The 16010-nt window shown below is 72.7% G+C and carries 12 protein-coding genes and 1 pseudogene; 5 read left to right on the forward strand and 8 right to left on the reverse strand.

The window, feature by feature from the left end:
* Positions 1-91: 91 nt before the first annotated feature.
* Together QFZ74_RS17945 and QFZ74_RS17950 are read right to left on the reverse strand one after the other, a co-directional pair.
* Positions 92-1006, reverse strand: coding sequence for a DUF3558 domain-containing protein (locus QFZ74_RS17945; RefSeq protein ID WP_307621831.1), 915 nt, complete (start codon positions 1004-1006; stop codon positions 92-94).
* A 118-nt stretch (positions 1007-1124) separates the two neighbouring features.
* Positions 1125-1979, reverse strand: coding sequence for a DUF3558 domain-containing protein (locus QFZ74_RS17950; RefSeq protein WP_307621832.1), 855 nt, complete (start codon positions 1977-1979; stop codon positions 1125-1127).
* A gap of 273 nt (positions 1980-2252) precedes the next feature.
* Between QFZ74_RS17950 and QFZ74_RS17955 the strand changes: the two are divergent.
* Positions 2253-2408, forward strand: a pseudogene (locus tag QFZ74_RS17955) (RtcB family protein); the annotation flags it as partial.
* Between the two features lie 42 nt (positions 2409-2450).
* Here the strand turns inward: QFZ74_RS17955 and QFZ74_RS17960 are convergent.
* The 3 genes from QFZ74_RS17960 to QFZ74_RS17970 form a co-directional block, all read right to left on the reverse strand.
* Complete coding sequence (locus tag QFZ74_RS17960; RefSeq protein WP_307621833.1) at positions 2451-3251, reverse strand: hypothetical protein; 801 nt, start codon at positions 3249-3251, stop codon at positions 2451-2453.
* Between the two features lie 208 nt (positions 3252-3459).
* The gene (locus tag QFZ74_RS17965; RefSeq protein ID WP_307621834.1) at positions 3460-4236 is read right to left on the reverse strand and encodes an SDR family NAD(P)-dependent oxidoreductase; all 777 of its coding nucleotides are present in this window, start codon (positions 4234-4236) and stop codon (positions 3460-3462) included.
* A gap of 52 nt (positions 4237-4288) precedes the next feature.
* Positions 4289-4627 carry a YnfA family protein gene (locus QFZ74_RS17970; RefSeq protein WP_307621835.1) on the reverse strand — a complete coding sequence of 113 codons (339 nt, stop codon included), beginning with the start codon at positions 4625-4627 and terminating at the stop codon, positions 4289-4291.
* A 146-nt stretch (positions 4628-4773) separates the two neighbouring features.
* On the opposite strand from QFZ74_RS17970, the gene QFZ74_RS17975 reads away from it, so the two are divergent.
* From QFZ74_RS17975 to QFZ74_RS17985, 3 genes are all read left to right on the forward strand, one after another.
* A complete protein-coding gene (locus QFZ74_RS17975; protein ID WP_373462405.1) occupies positions 4774-5244 on the forward strand; it encodes a hypothetical protein in 471 nt (156 codons plus the stop codon).
* A 106-nt stretch (positions 5245-5350) separates the two neighbouring features.
* The gene (locus QFZ74_RS17980) at positions 5351-6070 is read left to right on the forward strand and encodes a response regulator transcription factor (RefSeq protein WP_307624189.1); all 720 of its coding nucleotides are present in this window, start codon (positions 5351-5353) and stop codon (positions 6068-6070) included.
* A complete protein-coding gene (locus QFZ74_RS17985) occupies positions 6071-7495 on the forward strand; it encodes a HAMP domain-containing sensor histidine kinase (RefSeq protein ID WP_307621837.1) in 1425 nt (474 codons plus the stop codon).
* A gap of 131 nt (positions 7496-7626) precedes the next feature.
* Here QFZ74_RS17985 and QFZ74_RS17990 read toward each other — a convergent pair whose 3' ends face one another.
* A complete protein-coding gene (locus tag QFZ74_RS17990; RefSeq protein WP_307621838.1) occupies positions 7627-7917 on the reverse strand; it encodes a hypothetical protein in 291 nt (96 codons plus the stop codon).
* Between the two features lie 432 nt (positions 7918-8349).
* On the opposite strand from QFZ74_RS17990, the gene QFZ74_RS17995 reads away from it, so the two are divergent.
* Positions 8350-10260, forward strand: a complete 1911-nt coding sequence (locus tag QFZ74_RS17995; RefSeq protein ID WP_307621839.1) for an HEXXH motif domain-containing protein — start codon at positions 8350-8352, stop codon at positions 10258-10260.
* Here the strand turns inward: QFZ74_RS17995 and fxsT are convergent.
* Positions 10257-14792, reverse strand: coding sequence for an FxSxx-COOH system tetratricopeptide repeat protein (fxsT, locus tag QFZ74_RS18000; protein WP_307621840.1), 4536 nt, complete (start codon positions 14790-14792; stop codon positions 10257-10259). The genes QFZ74_RS17995 and fxsT overlap by 4 nt on opposite strands.
* Positions 14789-16006 carry a MoxR family ATPase gene (locus tag QFZ74_RS18005; RefSeq protein WP_307621841.1) on the reverse strand — a complete coding sequence of 406 codons (1218 nt, stop codon included), beginning with the start codon at positions 16004-16006 and terminating at the stop codon, positions 14789-14791. Before QFZ74_RS18005 ends, fxsT begins: the two co-directional genes overlap by 4 nt.
* Positions 16007-16010 lie beyond the last annotated feature (4 nt).

Consider the following 16010-nt stretch of genomic DNA (forward strand, 5'->3'; position numbering starts at 1 on the left):
GGCCCCCGAGGGGACCGGGCTTCCTCAAACGGCCTGGTTGAGCTGCGAGTTGTGTGCCAGTTGTGCGCTAGCTGTGTGTCGAGTGTGAGCTTCAGCCCGTCTTGGACGACGACTTGGAGGAAGCCTCCGAGGAGGCCTTCGAGGAGGCCTTCGGGGACGCCGGCTTCGACGCCGACGTGGACGGGGAGGCGCTCGCGCCGCCCGAGGCGGTGTCGTTCGCGGACTTCACCGAGGCCACGACCTCCTTGGCCGCGCTCCGCGCGTCCTTCAGCAGGTCCTCGCCGCTCGGCGTCTTCTCCCCGGCCAGGCCGGCGCCGTTGTAGTCGAGGGTGACGACGACGTTCTCGGCGCGCACCACGACCGTCTGCTGCTTGAAGCCGCCTTCCTTCTTCTTCAGGTCGTACGACACCGCCGTCGCGCTGTCGCCCGTCCCGGAGAACGGCACCGCCTTGACGCCCTTGGCGCCCTTGACGTGCTCGGCGTCCTTGACCTGCCGCGCGTAGTACGCCTCGGCCTGCTTCTCGCCCGCGCCGCGGTTGACGTCGGAGTCGAAGCGCAGCAGGGAGACGTTGAGCCAGCGGAACTGCGAGCCCTTCACACCGTTGTTGTCCAGGCTGCTCCAGGAGCAGTTCGCCCGGGAAGCGGCGTCGTCCGTGGAGCCAGCCTTGCCCGACTTCGGGCTCTTGGGCACCAGATCGTCCAGCGTGTTCTTCGACAGCACGTCGCACGCCTTCGGCAGCTTGCGGTACTTGGCCGGTGCCACGGTCGGCGAGGCGCTCGGCGACTTCTCGCCGGCACCGGCGCCCGCGCTCTTGTGTGCCGTCTCGGCACCCGCGCTCTTGCCGGAGCCGGAGTCCGAGGAGCACCCGGCCGCGACCAGCACCACCGGCACGGCGGCGGCACAGACAAGGACACGGCGCAGACGTCCGGTCCCCTGCTCCCGCATGGCTCGCTGGTCTCGGCGGTCGTCTCGCTGTGCTGCTCGCTGCATGGTTCCTTCACTCATGACGCTCGGGCTTCCTGCATTCGGATCGGGTCCGAGGGGCCACGGTACGCGGTGAAGGAGCTGTGCGGTTTTGGTTCAGGCGCTTTCATCCCGGCTGCACGGACGCCCGGGAACGGCGTCAGTCGGAGAGCGAATCGGCCAGCCGTGCCGCCAGATTCCGGGCCCTGTCCTGCATTTCCTTGCTGTCCGGGGCGGTGCCGGCGGCCGCCGGCTGCTCCGCGTACTCGATGGTCACGAGGACGTTGGACGTGCGGAACACCACAGTCACGGTGCGCTGTTCGGCCGTCGAGGCGGAGCCGCCCAGCTGGTCGTCGATGAAGCCCTCGTCCCCGAGGTCGGTGAGCACGCGGGGCTGGAGGTCGGCCTGCGCGCTGCCGGACGAGGCGTCACCGGAGGCCGGGTCCGACGCGGAACCGGACGCCGAGCCGGACGCCGAATCGGACGGGGAGGCCGAGGCGGACGCGGACGCCGAATCGGACGGGGAAGCCGAGGCGGAGGAGGTGGCCGAGGCGGAGGCACTCGGCTCGGGGAGGTCGGCCGCCTTCTCCTTGGCCGCGAAGAGCTGCTCGGCCTGGTCGTCGTCGCTGACGCTGTTGTCGTACGACACGACCCGCTCGAAGTCGACGAAGAGATGGTCGGTGGCCTCGGCGGACTCGACCTTCCAGCGGCAGCCCACCTTCCGGTCGGTGTCGTACGTCAGCGTCGCCTCGCCCTCGTACGCCTTGTCCCGCTGCTCCGGGTCGGTGATCTGCCGGGCCCCGGGCAGGAGCCGGTCGAGGGTGGAGTGGCCGACCGAGCGGCAGGCTTCGGGCAGCGTGCGGTACTTGCCGGGCTCGGCGGCCGCGGTGGCGGTGCCCGGGTTGCCGGGATTGGAGTTGTCCGTCGTCGTGTCACCGCCCGTACTGCCGCTGCAGCCCGCGAGCAGCGCCGCGAGGAGTGCGGCGGTGCCGGATACGTATGCCTTCCGCTGCACGGTCAGAATCCTCTCGACGGGTCGGTCAGACGGGGCGTCTGCGCGACGGTCTCTGTGCGCCCGGTGCCGGCCGGTCCCGGCCGGTCCCTCAGTGTCCCCGCTGGTAATTCGCTTGCCGCGGCGGGGCGCCTGCTGGGGACAATGTGTATCGCACGCACTGCTGTGAACGCCGGTCCGTTGCCCTTTTTCGTCGACTTTGGTGCCGTTTTCGCGTTGCGCTCTTGTTGAGGCTTTTGTCGTAACTCCGGGGGAATGAGGAAGATATGTCGTACGGAGGAGCAGACGCGGGGCGTGGAGTGCCGTAAGGACTCCGGCGTCGTCGACGAGATCCCGGGCGCCTACAAGCTGATCGAGCAGGTCATCGAACAGCAGCGGGACCTCGTCCAGGTGGTGGCGAAGCTGAAGCAAGTCATCCGTGTGAAGGGCTGACGGAGAAGCCCCCGGCCGCAACCGGGGGCTTCTCTCTGCCGGCTAGCGTTCAGCCGGCATGGGCGCCTGGCCGGTGCGCAAGCGCCAGAGGCGGAGGCTGCAGCTTTGGAAGGAGCGGTCGAGGGAGCTGGCGGCCGTGGCGGCGTTATTGTGCTCCAGGAGCAGGCGGTCCTCCCACTCCTTCCAACGGCGGCGGTTGGGCACGGCCCTCATTCCTGCGGGGCGAACCCATTCGCTGAGCGAGGTTGCCGCGGCCTGTTTCCGTTCCAGGGAGAGACAGCCCGGGTAGTAGAGGTGGACAGCCAGTTCCTGCGCCTGTTCCTTCCAGTAGCTGACGTTGTAGATGTCGTCGCGATCGTTGCGCTTGACGGCCCGATGGGCTCCCGTGATCTGCCTTGCGTAAAAGCACAAGTAGGTGCAGATCGCGCTGCTGGCCGTGGTGAGGGAGATGAAAGGCAAGCCCTGCTTGGTGTATCCGACGGAGCCGTCTGCATCGATGACTCCGCGCAGGTAGTCGCGCTGGGAGAAACGCCCCCGCGGTGGGGCGATCGTCCTGGACTTGCGTCCGTACGGCAGGCCGAGTTCGTTGAGCTTGGTCCTGGCTTCGAGGGAGCACAGGGTCCAGACGGCCGAGGTGTGGGTCTCGGCGAAGTTCGTGGACCGGGTGCGCTGGGTGATGCTGCTGTTGTAGGGCGTCAGCTTCTGGAATTCACGCAGGATCTCGATGTCCCGGGCGCTGATCTCGACGGACAACCGGCCCTTCTGCCCGGTCCCCTGATACAGATGTCCGTCCGCCTGCAAGAAGCCGAACATGTACGCGTACTCCGGGACCGTGAGGTCCATGAACAGGTGGGCGCTAGGCTCGCAAACAGCCACAGGGAAGCCTCCACTTCCGTAGTGGTCAGGCCCTCGGCTGGGACCGGCATCCCGGCCGAGGGCCGTCGGTTTGATGTTGTGGCGCGAGCCTAGGTCGCCAGTTCAGACGCCGTTCAGGTGATCGGCGATGTTCACTCCTGTGAGTTATTTCGAGTGCCGTACCGCCGCCTGGGCGTCACAGCTCCCGGTGCACCTTCGTGTTCGAGGCCTGGGCTCGGGGGCGGAGGACGAGGAGGTCCACGTTGACGTGGGCGGGGCGGGTGACGGCCCAGGTGATGGTGTCGGCGACGTCGTCGGCGGTGAGGGGTTCGGCGACGCCCTCGTAGACCTTGGCCGCCTTCTCCTCGTCGCCGCCGAAGCGGGTCAGGGAGAACTCGTCGGTCCTCACCATGCCGGGTGCGATCTCGATGACGCGGACCGGGCGGCCGACGATCTCCAGGCGCAGGGTCTCGGCGAGGACGTGGGCGCCGTGCTTGGCGGCGACGTAGCCCGCGCCGCCCTCGTAGGTGGCGTGGCCGGCGGTCGAGGAGACGACGACGATCGTGCCGTCGCCGCTCGCGTCGAGCTTGGGGAGCAGGGCCTGGGTGAGGTTCAGGGTGCCGATGACGTTCGTCTCGTACATCCTGCGCCACTGGGCCGGGTCGCCGGTGGCGACCGGGTCCGCGCCGAGCGCGCCGCCCGCGTTGTTGACCAGCACGCCGACGGTCTGGAAGGCGGAGGCGAACTCGTCGACGGCCGCGCGGTCGGTGACGTCCAGCTGGTACGCCACCGCGTCGTGGCCCGCCGCGGTGATCTCGTCGGCCAGCGCCTCGATGCGGTCCTTGCGGCGGGCGGTGAGGACGACCCGGTAGCCGGCCTCGGCCAGCCGGCGGGCCGTGGCGGCGCCGATGCCGCTGCTCGCACCCGTGACGACGGCGATACGGGAGGCGGCGGACGGGGCGGCGGTGGCCATGGGCTACTCCTCGGGCGGGCGTACGAAAGTCTTCGCTCAGCGTAGGCGAGCGTCAGGCGCCGTTGCGCGGGGCCCACATGATCACGGCCATTCCGGCCAGGCAGATCAGCGCGCCCGCGATGTCCCAGCGGTCGGGCCGGTAGCCGTCGGCCACCACGCCCCACAGGATCGAACCGGCGACGAAGATCCCGCCGTACGCCGCCAGGACCCGGCCGAAGTGGGCGTCGGGCTGGAAGGTGGCGACGAAGCCGTACGCCCCGAGCGCCAGCACGCCCCCGGCCGCCCACAGCCAGCCGCGCTGCTCGCGCACGCCCTGCCAGACCAGCCACGCGCCGCCGATCTCCAGGACCGCGGCGACGCCGAAGAGGGCGGCGGAGCGGAGGATCAACATGCCCGCAGCCTCCCACGCGCGCTGTCACCCTGGCTGTCACCTGATGGAGGGCGCCTGTCCGCGGCCACGCGTGGGATACATGGGTACGCGTCCTACGGCGCGCGGATCTTCCCAGACTGAGTGCACGACGGAGTGGTGCCATGCGGATGACCAGGCAGCTTGTGGTGTGGAGTGCCGTGCTGACGGTGGTCGCGGCCGCCGGTGCCGCGCGGGCGGACGAATCCGGGGCGGCCCCCGAGGCCGACCTGGCGTACCACGGTTCGGCGGTGATGTCCGGGGACTGGGTCGACGTACGGCTCACCCCGCGCAATCACGGGCCGGCCGCGGTCTCCGGGGCCAGCGTGCAGCTGCGCTGGTCGGTGCCGCTCGCGGACCGTCAGCAACTGCCGCCGGGGTGCGCGCGCACCGGCGAGCGGGTGGTGGTGTGCGGCACGGGGCCGCTGTCCGCGGACGGGCTCGGCGAGCAGATCCGGCTGGGGGTGCTGCTCAAGGGCAGCCCCTCGGAGGTGACGCTGGAGCTCGACACGGCGTGGAGCGGCGGCACGGTCGACCGGGACCGCACCAACGACCGCTCGCGGGTGCTGATCCTCGGCACGGGCGACGCGTACTCCTTCTGAGCCGCGGCCCCCGCTCGGTGAGAGACGGGTAAAAAGGGCAGCGCCGACCGGCCTCGCCCGGTCGTACCGCGGGAGGCCTTGGCAGACTGGACGGGTGCCCCAGACTGTGCTGCTCGCCGAAGACGACCGTGCCATCCGCCATGCCCTGGAGCGGGCCCTGACCCTGGAGGGGTACGCGGTGACGGCGGTCGCGGACGGGGTGGAGGCGCTGGCGCAGGCCCACCGCACCCCGCCGGACGTGCTCGTCCTGGATGTGATGATGCCGGGGATCGACGGGCTCCAGGTGTGCCGGGTGCTGCGCGCCGAGGGGGATCGCACGCCGATCCTGATGCTCACCGCGCTGGTGGAGACCGCCGACCGGATCGCCGGTCTGGACGCGGGGGCCGACGACTACGTGCTGAAGCCCTTCGACGTGGAGGAGGTCTTCGCCCGGCTCCGCGCGCTGCTGCGCCGGACCACCCCGGTGACTCCCGAGACCGCCGCCGTCGAGCTGCCGGCGCCGCGGACCCCGCAGGTCACCGACCGGCAGGTGCTGCACGCCGCCGGGCTGCGGATGGACATACGGGCGCGCCGGGCCTGGCGCGGGGTGCGCGAGCTGGAGCTGACCCGGACCGAGTTCGAGCTGCTGGAGCTGCTGGTCCGCAACGCCGGGACCGTGCTCGACCACTCCACCATCTACGACCGGATCTGGGGCTACGACTTCGGTCCTGGCTCCAAGAACCTCGCCGTCTACGTCGGCTATCTGCGCCGCAAGCTGGACGAGCAGGGGGCGCCGCAGCTGATCCACACCGTGCGGGGTGTGGGTTACGTGCTGCGGGAGGACTGAGTGGGCCGCCTCGGGCGGCTGTCGGCCGGGCGCCGTGCGGGGCTCGTGTCGCTGCGCACCACCTTCGCGGTCTCCTTCGCGGCGGTCGCCGCCGCGGTGACGATCCTGGTCGGCATCCTGTCGTACGGCTCGGCCGCCCGGCTGGTCCGGGTCGATCAGCAGTCGGTGTTCACGCAGGTCGTGCAGGACGTACGGGACGAGGTGCGGCAGCACCGGATGGTGCCGGACGACTTCTCCTCCTCGCGGCCGGGGCACGACGTGGTGCGGCCCAGCCGGACGGACGTACAGGTGCTCGGCGCGCAGGGCGAGATCGTGGACCACGGCAGTCCCGCGCTGCCCGTCACCGGCCGGGACCGGGCTGTGGCGTCGGCCGCGCGGGCCGGGACGACGGTCCAGTACAAGGACGTACGGGTCGGTGAGGACCTGTTCCGCATCGCGACCGTCGCGCTCGGCGACGGGCGGGGTGCGGTGCAGGTGGCGCAGGAGTTCAGTGACACCGAGGACCTGCTGCGGGTGCTCCAGCGGCGGACGGTGGCGCTGATGGCGGCGGTCGTGGTCGCCTCCGGGCTGTTCGGCTGGTGGCTGGCCCGGCGCATCACGCGGCGGCTGGTGGTGCTGACCTCGACCGCGGAGGACGTCGCGCGCACCGGGCGGCTGGGCACCGAGGTGCCGGTGGCGGGACTGGACGAGGTGGGGCGCCTGGGCCGTGCCTTCGACCGGATGCTGGGCCGTCTCGCGCAGTCGGAGGAGGACCAGCGCCGTCTGGTGCAGGACGCGGGGCACGAGCTGCGGACGCCGCTGACCTCGCTGCGTACGAACATCTCGCTGCTGCGCCGGATGGACGAGCTGCCGCCCGCGACCCGCGACGAGCTGGTCGCCGATCTGACCCAGGAGGCGCGGGAGCTGACCGACCTGGTCAACGAACTGGTGGACCTGGCCGCCGGGCAGTCGGCGAGCGAGCCGCCGCAGGCGGTGGACCTCGCCGAGATCGCCGAGGACGTGGTGGGGCTCGCGCGGCGGCGCACCGGGCGGGAGATCGTGTTGCGGGTGAGCGGCGACACGACGACGGACGGCCGGCCGGGGCTGCTCCAGCGCGCGATCTCCAACCTGGTGGAGAACGCGGCGAAGTTCGACCGGGAGGGCGCGGCCCCCATCGAGGTCGAGGTGAGCGGTCCGGTGCCGCCCGCCGGGCCCGGCACGGTGCGGGTGGAGGTCCGGGACCGGGGCCCGGGTATCGCGGACGGCGATCTGATCCGTATCTTCGACCGCTTCTACCGCGCGGCCGACGCCCGCTCCCGGCCGGGTTCGGGCCTCGGGCTGTCCATCGTGCGGGAGGTGGCGATGGCGCACGGCGGGGCGCCGTTCGCGCTGCGGCGGGAGGGCGGCGGGTCGGCGATCGGCTTCACGGTGGGCGGGGTGATCTAGGGCCTGTCGTTTGGATCATCCCGGCGTCGAGACACCCCCTAGCGGCTTTTCGGCCGGGTGGCAGGCGGGGCGGCTGGGGGCTGTTCCCCGGTCGGGCGGGCCGATCTCCGGTCGGGCGGGCTGATCCCCGGTCAGGGTGTGTCCGCGTCGCGCCGCTGTGCCGCGAGGTGCCATGCCAGGTTGCCGAGGGCCGCCCCGGCCGCCACCGTCGCCACGATCACGCCGCCCGTGGCCAGCCCGTCGCTGAACAGGTGTGGGCGCCGGTCGAGGCTGTGCAGGCCGAAGCCGCACAGCTCGTACACGCCGGTCGCGGCGACGGTGAGGCTCACGACCAGCAGGGCGAGGGTGGGCCCGAGGCCGGCGGCCGTCGCCGGTCCGCCCGGCTGCGGCCGCTGCGCGTTCTGCGCGCCGGTGCCCTGCATGGTTCCCCCGTTGACTGACTCGGAACAGACGTGTGGTCGTGGTCAGTTGGGAAACCTACAGTACGTAGGGTCGGCTCGGGTGGCGGTGAGGCGGCGTGCCGGGTGGAGGGACATCAGTGCGATCCGGGCGCGGCGCGGATCGCCCGTGCGCTGTATGACCTGCGTCCGTCTTCCACTGGCGGGCCATTGCAGCCACCATGGAAGCGCACCGTGAGCCGCCAACCATCACGTCAGGGGGAACCGCGGTATGGCAGAGTCTGAGAAGGGCTTCTGTTCCGACCTTGTCAATCTCTCCGGGATCTCTTTGGCGGAGCTGGACTCCAGTGACGATCCGGCGCTGCGACGCGCGTTGAGCCGGGCGGGACACCGGGCCGGTCTGGCCGTCGGGACGCTCGACGACTCCAACAGCGAGGAAATGAGATTCCTGAGGGGATGCGGTCAGGGACAGCGGCGCAGGTGACGGCCCGGCCGCTGGACGTCCACAGGATCTCCCGGGATTCCCTCAGGGCCATCGCGGCCGGCCATGCCGACGACGCGGATCTGTCGCTGCTGCGTTCCGTGCAGCGCAGTCAACTGCTGCTGATCCTGCGGGCGTTGCGGGACCAGGCCGAGGACGCGGCGCGCCGCGTCCGGCATCGCGGGGCGGTGCCGTCGGTCGGGGGCGCGTGGCAGCTGCTGTGCAAGGCGGAGCTGCACGCCCCCGAGGCCGTCGAGGCCGTGCTCGGCGACCCCACGGTCATGGCGTGGGCGCTGCGGCTGCTCAGACGGCTCGGCGGCACTCCCTCCGATTCCGGCGACTCCGCCGCCCCGCTGTGGGCCGACATCGGCCAGTTCCACGCGGTGGCCGCGGCGGCCGCCCTGCGCGCCGGGGTGCCCGCCGTGCTGCGGGTCCCGGCCCACCGCGGCACGGTCTGGCTGCCGGGCACCGGGGTGGCCGGACCCGTGGCCCGGCGCCGCTGGAGCGAGGCGCAGGTGCACGTGGAGGCGGACGGCGCTCTCGTACACGGGGAACTGACGCGGGTACGACTGACCGCTCCCCTTTCCGAGCCCGCCCCCGGCTGGCGGCCCCTGCGCGCCCTGGACCTGCCCACGCGGCGGGCGGCGGGGGGCGGCCCCTGGCTGGACACGGTGACCCCCTACCGCGACTTCACCCGCAGCCCCAAGGCGCCTGGGCGTACCGGCGAGCGGCGATTACGGCTGTGGGAGGACCGGCTCGCGGGCGCCTACGCCCTGCTCGACACGGAGTCCCCGGCCGACGCCGCGGCGGTGGCGGCGCTGGTGCGCACGTTCGTCCCGCGGACCTTCCGCACCACCCGCGGTGGCCAGGTCGCCAGCGCCTCCTCGCTGGACGCCTTCGGCGCGGTCACGCTCTCCCTGCCCTACGACGACGTCCAGACGGCCGCCGTCCTCGTCCACGAGATGCGCCACCAGCAGCTGAACGCACTGCTGAGCCTGGTGCCGCTGGTGGGCACCGAGGAGTCCGAGGAGTCCGAGGAGCCCGGGGAGTCCGGGCAGCCGGGCGGGGAGCGGCTGCACTACGCGCCGTGGCGCAGTGACCCCCGGCCCGTCCACGGTCTGCTGCACGGTGTGTTCGCGTTCGCCGGGGTCGCCCAGTTCTGGCGCCGGCACCGCCGCCATGTCGCGGGCACGGAGGCGGACCGGGCGGCCTTCGAGTTCGCGGTCCTCAGGGAGCAGGTGCGGGAAGCGGTCACGGCGCTGGCGGGCGACGACGCCCTCACCGAGGCGGGCCGGCTGTTCGCCGGCGAACTGGCGGCGCTCGTACGGGACTGGCGCGGCGACCCGGTGCTGGGGGTGCCCGGCGCGCTGGCCCGGCACTACTGCGCGCACCGGCGCGCGCTCTGGCGGGCGCGGCACCTGGAGTTCGCGGAGTCCGCGGCCATGCGGCTGGCCGCCGCGTGGCGGGCGGGGGATCCGCCCCCCGAGCCCGGCCCGGTGTCGGTGCGCCCGCGCCTGGAGCTGACCCGCCTCGACACGTTCGGGCCGCTGATCCGCCACCGTCTGACCGCACCGGAGCGGTTCGCCCGGCGCCGCCGGCAGGCGGAGCGGGACGGGAGTGCGGGCCGCCGGGCCGAGTACGCCGCGGCGGCGGGCGACGCCGGACAGGCCGCGGCCGCCTACGCCGAGTGGGCGGCGGCAGACCCGCTGGACGCGGAACCCTGGATCGGCGCCGTACTGGCCGTACCCGAGCAGGACCGCGAACCGGCGGCGGTCCTGCTCCTGGAGCGCCCCGAACTGGTCGCGGCCGTCCGCCGCCAGGTCGCCACCGACGGCGGAGGCCACCCGGACCCCCTGCGGCTGGCCGCCTGGCTCGGGGGTCTCTAGAGCGCGATCAGATCGATGTCGGCGTTGGCCCGCAGGCCCTTCTCGGCGTCCAGGGTGGCGGGATGGCTGGTGCCCAGGACCCTGCGGTAGCGCTTCAGGGCCTCGGCGTACAGGTGGTCGCTCTCCTCGGTGCGGCGCAGTGCCCTGAGGTCGTAGCTCAGATTCAGCTGGACGGCCATGTTCGACGGGTGGTTCTCGCGCAGCCGGGACGACTCCTCGGCGACCGCCGAGTCGATCTCGTAGGCCTCGTCGGGGCGGCCGAGGGCGAAGTAGTCGCTGGCCAGGTTCATCCGGGCGAGCAGCGTGCGCGGGTGCCCGGCGCCGAGCGTGCGGGTCAGGCCCTCCACCACTTCCCGGTCCAGTTTCAGGGCGGCCTCGGGCTGCTGGAGCAGCCGCAGGACCACGGCCAGGTTCATGGCGCAGGCGTAGCTGTGCGGGTGGCCGCGGCCGTACATGGCGCGGTGCTGCTCCAGCGCCTGCTCGTTCAGCATGCGCGATTCCTGGAGCTTGCCGACCTGGCGCAGGTCGTTGGCGTGGCTGACCGCCATCAGCAGATAGTGGCGGCTGCCGGGCTTGAAGGCCTCCCGGGCCAGGTTGAGATAGCGGTGCGACAGCTCGTACGCCCCCGCGTGGTCGCCCTTCTTGCGGCGCGTGACGCTGAGGTTGCGGTGCACTTGCGCGGTGAACGGGTGGGTCTCGCCGAGCCGTTCGCGTACGTCCTCGGACAGCCGCTCGTACCCGTCGAGGGCGTCCTCGTACCGGCCGACCTCCTGGAGGTCGAGCAGGTACGAGTTCCGGGTGGACAGGGTGTAGAGGTGGTCCTCGCCCAGCGCCTCGATCCGGCGCTGCCAGGTGTCCTCGTCGAGCCGGCACGCCTTGTCCGAGTCGCCGGCCAGGCGCAGGCTCACCGCGTAGTTGTGCGCGGCGAGCAGGGTGGCGGGGTCGTCGGGGCCGAACTCGCGGTCGCTGGTCTCGTAGACCGCCTGGTCGAGTTCGCGGGCCTCGTCGAAGTCGCCGCGGTTGCGGTGGTGGATGGCCATGAAGCTCTGGGCCTGGAGCGTGGACTCGTGCGCGTCGCCGAGGACGGTGCGCAGGCGCTCCACGAGGCTGGTCTGCAGGGTGTACGCCCGCTGGAGGTCGGTTCCCTGCTCGCGCAGCGCCTCGGCGATCTGCTGGTCGATGGCGAGGACCTCCTCGTGGTCCTCGCCGAGCCGCTCGTGCCAGATCTTCGCGGCGCGTTCGCCGAGGGCGAGGGCGGCCGCGTAGTCGCCCCGGCCGCGCAGGAACCAGACCTCGTTCAGGACCAGCCGGCGCGTCCACGGCTCCTCGCACTCCACGGCGTTGGAGGCGCGGACGTGGGTGAGCAGCGAGGAGTAGCGCGGCCAGAAGGTGGCGCGCTGGGGGCTGCGCGGGTCGGCGTGGGAGAGCAGCTGGTGCGCGGCGTGCCGCATCGTGGCCCGCTCCTGCGCGTTCATCTGCTCGATGAGCACGCGCTGGACCAGTCGGTGCAGCTGGACCGTGTTCTGCCGGTGGTCGATGCGGGCCAGGGCGTACCGGCCGATCTCGCGGACCGCGCGGCCGAGTCTGACGGGGTCGTCCAGCGCCGACTGCAGCTCCTGCGGGACCGAGACCCCCCGCACCGCCGAGAAGAGGTCCCATTCGATGGGCTCCGGGGCGAAGAAGGCGCAGACCTGGAGGAGTTGAAGGGCGTCCGGGCGGGTCTCGCGCAGCCGTCCCAGCGACACGTTCCAGGCGGCCGCCACCGACAGCGGGTAGTCGCCCGGCGGGTCGGACTTCATCAGTTCGGTGAAGTTGCGCTCGTACACCTCGAGGTACTGCTGGACCGGCATGCCCGTCTCGGCGAGCCAGACCGCGGCCTGCTCGACGGCGAGGGGCAGGTCCCCGAGGGCGGCGGCGAGGTGGTCGACGGCGTCGTCCGGGAGCTGGGGGCTGCGGCGGCGCAGCAGGGCGACGCTCTCCTCGCGGGCGAAGACGTCCACCTCCAGCGAGCTGGCGTCCGTGGACCACTGGAAGTTGCGGGACGTCACGACGATGCGCCCCGGCCCGTCGCTGGGGAAGTACTTCCGTGCCTCCTTGGGGTTCTCCGCGTTGTCGAAGACCAGGAGCCAGTCGCTGTAGGGCTCGCCGCGGCGCAGCGCGTCCAGCACGGCGGGCACGGCGCTCATCTCGGAGCCCACCTGGAGTCCCATCCGGTCGCCCAGCTCGATCAGCGACTGGACGATCTGGTTCTCCTGCTCGGCGGGGATCCACCAGATGAGCCGGAAGTCACGGCTGTGCCGGTACACGTACTCGATGGCGATCTGTGACTTCCCCACGCCGCCCATGCCGTGCAGGGCCTCCGGCAGGACGGCGGTGACACCGCTGCGCAGTCTCTCCTGGAGCCGTTCGAGGAGCACTTCCCGACCCGTGAAGTTCCGGTTCCGCTGCGGGACGTTGCCCCAGATGCGGGGCGGGTCGTGTGGGCTTCGCGTGCCCGGGACAACGGGCAGACCGGCAGACACGGGGATGCCTCCTTGTCGGGGGAGCGCGGGCGCTGGGGAGGGAGCGGACGGGGCGGCGGCGGGGGTCGGGGACGGCGCTGGTGGGGCCGAAGTCCCGGCAGGGTGCGCGGTGTTCGCCGCGTCGGGGCCTCGGGATGTGCGAAGGCCCCCGTAATCTAGCGCGCCATGGGGCGGGATATTCAACTTTGACCACTTTTCCAGCGACAAGTACCCTGATGGCCGCTTGTGTCCGGATGTCGTCGTGCTCGCGGCGGTGGCCCTCCGGGGCGGCCTGGCCCCGAGCTGGAGCAGCCGGCCCAGATGGTTGGCGCGGGCGAGATAGGGCCCGGACACCGCGCACAGGGCCGTGTACAGATGGGCCACGAACGGCCGGGTCTGGTCCGTGAGTGGCGGGTCGGGATGCTGGCCCTCCGGCGCCACGAGCCCGTTCCCGGCCGCGCCCCACAGGGCTTCGAGCCCGGGGCCGAGGTGCTGCTCGATCTGCTTGAGCGCCCTGAGGGTGTCCGCGCGGCTGCCGAGGGCCAGCAGTTCCTCCCGTACGCCCTCCTCGAAGTCGAACGAGACCTGATGGGCGTCCTCGGCGTCCGCCGTCTCGCCGACCCGGTGCACCAGGCCCAGCAGCACGATCTCGGCCAGATTCCAGAACTGCGTACCCGGAAGGGCCTGTTGGAGCAGCCGCATCACGGGGAGGTTCAGCGGCGCGGCCGCGAGCCGCTGGGCGAGGGTGAAGGCGGCGGGGGAGGCGGTGGCGCGGAAACGGCGCACCATGGCGGCGGCCCGCTTGGCCCGGCGGACCCCCGACGGCTCGGCGGCCTCCTCGGCCTGCGGGTCGTCCACGATGTCGCTCAGTGCCCGGGGCACCGGGCCGACCGCCGCCGCGCGCAGATCACCGACCGCGCCGGTCAGCAGGGCCGCCATGCCGTGCCACTCGCTGCCGCCCGCGGCCGCCACCAGACGCGCCCAGCGGCCCAGCGACTTCGGGCGCAGCTCGACCACCGGCACCGGGATCGCGCTCCGCGGCTCGGCGGTCACCGGCGGCGGCTGCGGGCCGAGGGGGTCGGTGTGCAGGTGCTTCCAGTCCGCGTCGTAGGAGCGGTTCGGCGCGGCCGGGGCGGGCGAGCGCAGCAGGGTCCGGGCGACCGTGGGCAGGGTGAGGTCCCACAGGTGCTGCGGGAGCAGGCTGAGGACGGCGACGGGGGAGAAGCGGCCCAGCCGGTGCAGGATCGAGGCGGCCCGGCCGGTGCGCCAGGCGCCGTGGCCGCCGTCGGTGACGGCGAGCAGCAACTGCCGGTCGCCCTGCTGGAGCGCGCCCGCCGGAAGGCCCGACGGCGAGCCGCCGTCCAGGTCCCAGCGGACCAGCCGGACGGTGCGGAACGCCGCCGTCTGCTCCATCACCTCGCCGAGCTGACGCGCCGTCCGCCACCACAGCGCCATCGACGGGCTGTCGTCCACGAGCAGCAGCAGGTCCAGCCGCCGCTCCGGCACGGACCGGCACACGGGCGTCCACACGCCCTCCACCGCGGCCCGCTCGGCGGTCGCCTCCTCGTCCAGTTCCAGCTCGTGCGGCGAGGAACGGGACAGACGCAGCGGTCGCAGCGAGCGGCCGAGCGCCAGGGAGTCGGCGAGCATCGGCGACTCGGGCCAGCCGGTCTCCTCGGGCGCACCGGAGCCGGGACGCAGACCGAGGCGGGGGCGGAGCGGACGGGGGACCGGCGCCGAGGACGCGGTCTCCTCCTCCTCGGTGCCGCCGACCGTGCCGCCCCGCCGCTCCCGCTGCGGGGCGGGCGTCTCCGTCTCGGCGGCACGGGCTTCCCGCCGGGCACGCTCGCTGCGCTCACGGGCCTCCCGGCCGGGCCCGTCGAACAGCGGCACCGCGGCGTCCTGGCAGGCCGCCAGGTACAGCGCGTCCGCCAGGTCGGTCCAGGCCGGCAGGTCCTGCTCCGGGGGAGCGGCGGGCTCCGCCTCGGTCCGGGCGGGCCAGGGCGGGGGCTCGGGGCGCGGCGCCGTCATCCTGCCCTCGATTCCGCCCCCGCTCCGTCGAGCCGGTGCCACAGCGCGTCCACCAGGCCCTCCAAGGCCGCTTCGTCGTCGGGCAGACGACCCGAGGTGGCCAGGAACACGGCATTGAGAAGTTGGTCGATCGCGAGGCCGCCGCGCTCGCGGCTGTTGTGCAGGAACCGGCCGATGATGCCGTCGACGCGGGTCGGGTCCACCGGCCCGTCCGCCGCGTCGTGGAGGTGGGCCATGACCATGTCGACCAGCTGCGGGCGGTCGGGGTCCGGCATGCGCAGGCGCAGACAGCGGCGCAGGAAGGCGGGAGGGAACTCGCGCTCGCCGTTGGAGGTGATCACCACGAGGGGGAAGGCCCGGCACTTCACGACCCCGTCGACGATCTCCGCGGTGCGCAGGGGATCGTCCGTCAGCACCGTCACCCGGGGGTGGCGGCGCCGGGCCCGTAACAGCTCGGCGATGGAGAACTGCCCTTCCTCGAACACGCTGAGCAGGTCGTTCGCCAGGTCCTGGTCGCTCTTGTCGAGCTCGTCGACCAGCAGCACGCGGGGCAGCTCGTACGGCAGCAACGCCGTGCCCAGCGGGCCCAGTTGGAGGTAGTCGCCGATCCCCGGGAGCTGCTCCTGCGATTCCGTGGTGGCGTCGTCCGCGCCGTCGGCCGGCCGGTCCACCGGACGCAGCGAACGTAACGCGGCCGAATCCTGCACCCGGCCGATCGCGTCGTACTCGTACAGGCCCGAACGCAGGGTGGTGCGGCTGGTGATGTGCCAGCGCAGGACGCGGCCCAGCCTCAGTTCCCGGCTGATCCGGTACGCGAGGGAGGACTTGCCGGTGCCCGGCCGGCCGGTCACCAGCAGCGGCCTGCGCAGCAGCAGCGCGGCGTTCACCATGTCGGCCTCGCGCCTGAGTTGACCCGACCGCGCCGAGACCGCGGCGGCCTGACCCAGCCGCCGCTCGATCTCCTCGTCGTCCGCCGGGGGCGGTGGGACGGGCGGTCCGCCGGTGAACCGGCGCCAGGGCGGCGGCTCGGGCAGCAGCTCGCTCAGGCTGGTGTCGTACAACGGCTGCCCCGTGCCGCGGTATATCCACCACCGGTGGTCCGAGGACCCCGCCACCGCACCGTCGCCGTCCGGCGCGGCGCCGACGTCCGGTTCGGCCGTCCCCTCGTCGGCGATCGGACGGATCACACCGGACGCGTCGTCGTCGGGATGCATGTCG

This window comes from Streptomyces sp. V3I7 (assembly GCF_030817495.1).
Lineage (GTDB): Bacteria > Actinomycetota > Actinomycetes > Streptomycetales > Streptomycetaceae > Streptomyces.